This is a genomic window from Gemmata algarum, assembly GCF_034097035.1.
GTDB lineage: Bacteria > Planctomycetota > Planctomycetia > Gemmatales > Gemmataceae > Gemmata > Gemmata algarum.
In genome coordinates this window covers 1-3,458 of the sequence record NZ_JAXBLV010000044.1, presented here as the reverse complement: position 1 = coordinate 3,458, position 3,458 = coordinate 1, and the positions used below count along the sequence as shown (strand labels likewise).

The 3,458-nt window shown below is 76.0% G+C and carries 4 protein-coding genes; all 4 read left to right on the top strand.

The window, feature by feature from the left end:
* Window positions 1-107: 107 nt before the first annotated feature.
* On the top strand, window positions 108-395 hold the full coding sequence (locus R5W23_RS05835) for a helix-turn-helix transcriptional regulator (protein WP_320685521.1): 288 nt from the start codon (window positions 108-110) through the stop codon (window positions 393-395).
* Between the two features lie 61 nt (window positions 396-456).
* Window positions 457-606 carry a hypothetical protein gene (locus R5W23_RS05830; RefSeq protein ID WP_320685520.1) on the top strand — a complete coding sequence of 50 codons (150 nt, stop codon included), beginning with the start codon at window positions 457-459 and terminating at the stop codon, window positions 604-606.
* A gap of 130 nt (window positions 607-736) precedes the next feature.
* Window positions 737-1,324 carry a hypothetical protein gene (locus tag R5W23_RS05825; RefSeq protein ID WP_320685519.1) on the top strand — a complete coding sequence of 196 codons (588 nt, stop codon included), beginning with the start codon at window positions 737-739 and terminating at the stop codon, window positions 1,322-1,324.
* Window positions 1,325-1,326: 2 nt separating this feature from the next.
* The coding region (locus R5W23_RS05820) for a DNA polymerase (RefSeq protein ID WP_320685518.1) at window positions 1,327-3,458 on the top strand (2,132 nt) is incomplete at its 3' end.

Below are 3,458 nucleotides of genomic sequence, written 5' to 3'. Positions count from 1 at the left end.
TTCGCGCCGTCCGTCATTTCTGACCGGTACTCCGGCGACGCCCCGCACCCGCCGAAGCCGTGCGGCGGGAGGCGAGCGGGCGCGAGTGGCACCGAGGAGGACGTGACGTGAAAGCGACCACCGAAACACCCGACCGCCCCCGGCCGCGCCGCCGGCTGCTGCCCGGGCTGCTGCGGCGCGAGCGCGCGGCCCGGTACTGCGGGGTGGGCGAGTCCACCTGGGACCGGCTCACCGCCGCCGGCCGCACCCCGGCCCCGATCCGCTTGGGCGGGTCGGTCGGCTGGGCGCGGCGCGAGCTGGACCGGTGGATCGAGCACGGGTGCCCGCCCCGCGCCGAGTGGGAGCCGGTCTGGCAGGCCCTCCGGGCCAACCGCTCGGGCGCGCGCCCGCGGTAACCACACGGCTGCGGGCCGGGCGCGCGGCCGCGCACCCGGCCCGCCGAACGAGGAGCCGACCATGCACCACCGTAGCACCGTGACGCGGTCGCCGCCAGACCCCGAGGACCCGTTCCTGCGCGACATCGCCCGCCGGCTGAGCGCGTTGGACGGGTTGACCGAACCGACCGCCGAAGAGGCCGCCGAGCTGGGGCGGCTGCGGGTGATCTAGGCGCACGCCCAGCCGACCCCGGCCATCCCCGCCCCGCGCCGCGGCCGTAAACCGCGCTGAGTACCGATCGTAACCACCGCACCGCCGGGCCGGTCCCGGCCGCGACACCCCCTGACAAGGACCAACACCCGTGACCGATCCGACCGAGCCGACCGCCCCCGACCCGTTCGACCTGGAGCGGCTGCGCCTGGCGCCCGAGGACGACGCCGCGCTGGGCGTCCGCGAGCTGCTGGTGAGCCTGCCGTACAAGAAGCCGTCCAAGGAGGTGTTCTTCCGGGTCCGGCCCGGCCCCGAGTACCGCTGCACCGGCGGGCTCATCGAGCTCAAGGAGGACGACACCGAGAGCTACTGGGTGGCCCCGGACCTGTGGCCGGTGGTGGCCGACGAGCCCACGTTCGGGCGCCGCCGGGTGGTGCTCGCGGTGACCCGCCAGGGCGCCCCGTTCCTGTGGGGGCTGCGGCTCCCGGGGGCCGACGGCAAGGTGCCGCCGTGGGTGGAGGTGCCGCTCGAGGCCGCGGCCGCGGCGGAGCGGCGGTGGACCAAGCTGTACTGGGACCAGGGGCAGAAGCGGCACCGGGTGAAGGTGTCGGACCACATCACCGACGAGCCGGTGTGGCCCGAGCCGCCGCTCGCCGAGCTGCTGCGGCTGGCGTTCAAGGACCGGGTGATCGGGACCGCCGACCACCCGGTGCTCCGGCGGCTCCGCGGGGAGGCGTGAGCGTGGACCCGCTGGCCCCGTTCCGCGAGGTGTGGTGCGCGGACTTCGAGTTCCGCGCGCCCGACGGGCACACCCCGGAGCCGCTGTGCCTGGTCGCCCGGGAGCTGCGCTCGGGCCGGCGGGTGCGCCTCTGGCTCACCGACGGGCCGCCGTCCGGTCCGCCGTTCGCGGTCGGGCCGGACGCGCTGTTCGTGGCCTACTACGCGAGCGCCGAGCTGGGGTGCTTCCTGGCCCTCGGGTGGCCGGTGCCGGTGCGGGTGCTGGACCTGTTCGCCGAGTTCCGGGTGCTCACCAACGGCCGCGCTCTGGAGCACGGGAGCGGGCTGTTGGGCGCGCTGGCCCATTTCGGCCTCGACGGCCTGGGCGCCGCGGAGAAGGAGGACATGCGGGCGCTCGCGATGCGGGCCGGGCCGCACACCGCCGCCGAGCGCGCCGCGCTGCTCGACTACTGCGCGACCGACGTGGACGCGCTGGCCCGGCTGCTGCCGCGAATGGCCCCGCGCCTGGACCTGCCGCGGGCGCTGCTGCGCGGCCGGTACATGGCCGCGGCGGCCCGGATGGAGCGCACCGGGGTGCCGCTCGACACCGCCGCCCTGGCCGCGCTGCGGGCCAACTGGGACGCGCTCAAGGCGCGGCTGGTGCGCGAAGTGGATCGCGATTACGGCGTGTTCGTGCCGACCGGCCGGCGCCTCGATCCGGGCACGACGTTCGGGGCCGCGGTGTTCGCAACGGCAGCGGAACGCGGTCTCGACCCGTTCGCGCTGGCGGACGCGGCCGAACACCTGCACCGCCTCGAGGTCGAGGCGACCGCCGACCGGCGGGCCGCGATCCGGGCCGCGCGCCGGGCCACCGGGCTCACCGAGGCCCGGGTGCAGAAGCTGCTCGGGGAGGGAAAGGACTACCTCGACGTGCCCGGTCTGGACGTTCACGCCCGCGAACTGGCGGACGAGCGGCCGGACCTGGGCATCGGGACCGGGTACGACCCGGACGGCGTGGACGACGATTCCGCGCCGAAGCTGTGGGCGGTGCTGGCCGAGCCCGACCCGGCGCCGCGGCCCAAGCACCACCCGGACGTGATCCGCCGGGCCGCCGACCTCATCGGCCCCGGGGACCGGCTGCTCGGGGACGGCCCGCTCACGTTCTCTGCGGACCGGTGGGCCGCGTACCTGGCTCGGACGCGGATCGCGTGGCCGCGGCTCCCGAGCGGCGCACTGGCGCTCGACGACGAGACGTTCCGGGAGCGGGCGAGGGCGCACCCGGCCGAGGTGGGGCCGATCCGGGAACTGCGGCACACGCTCGGGCAGATGCGGCTGCACGAGCTGGCGGTCGGCCCGGACGGGCGGAACCGGTGCCTGCTGTCCGCGTTCCGGTCCCGCACCGGCCGCAACCAGCCGAGCAACGCGAGGTTCGTGTTCGGGCCGTCGTGCTGGCTCCGCTCGCTGATCCGACCCGAACCCGGACGCGCGCTGGCGTACGTGGACTGGTCGCAACAGGAACTGGCGATCGCCGCGGCCCTGTCGGGCGACCCGAACATGATGGACGCGTACACGTCGGGCGACTTCTACCTGACGTTCGCGAAGCTGGCCGGCGCGGTCCCGCCGGCCGCGACCAAGCAGACGTACGCCGCGGAGCGGGACCAGTTCAAGACGGTGGCGCTGGGGGTGCTGTACGGGCTCGGGGCCGAGGGGCTGGCCCGCAAGCTGGGCGAGCCGCCGCACCGCGGGCGGCACCTGCTGGAGCTGCACCGCCGCACGTTCCGGCGGTTCTGGGCGTGGGCCGACGGGACCGAGGAGCGGGCGCTGCTGACGGGCCGGCTGCGGACCGCGTTCGGGTGGGCGGTGCGGGTCGGGCGGGACGCGAACCCGCGCTCGCTGCGGAACTTCCCGATGCAGGCGCACGGGGCCGAGATGATGCGGCTGGCCGCGTGCCTGGCGACCGAGCGCGGGATCCGGGTGTGCTGCCCGGTCCACGACGCGTTCCTGATCGAGGCCGACGCGGGCGCGATCGACGCCGAGACCGCGCGGATGCAGGACGCCATGCGGGAGGCGTCGGTGGCGGTGCTGCCCGGGTTCCCGCTGAAGACCGACGCCAAGGTGGTGCGGCACCCGGACCGGTACACCGACCCGCGCGGCGC

What these genes read in the sequence shown, in the direction of transcription:
- R5W23_RS05830 (WP_320685520.1), top strand. Translation starts at nt 457, where the DNA reads ATGCACCACCGTAGCACCGTGACGCGGTCGCCGCCAGACCCCGAGGAC.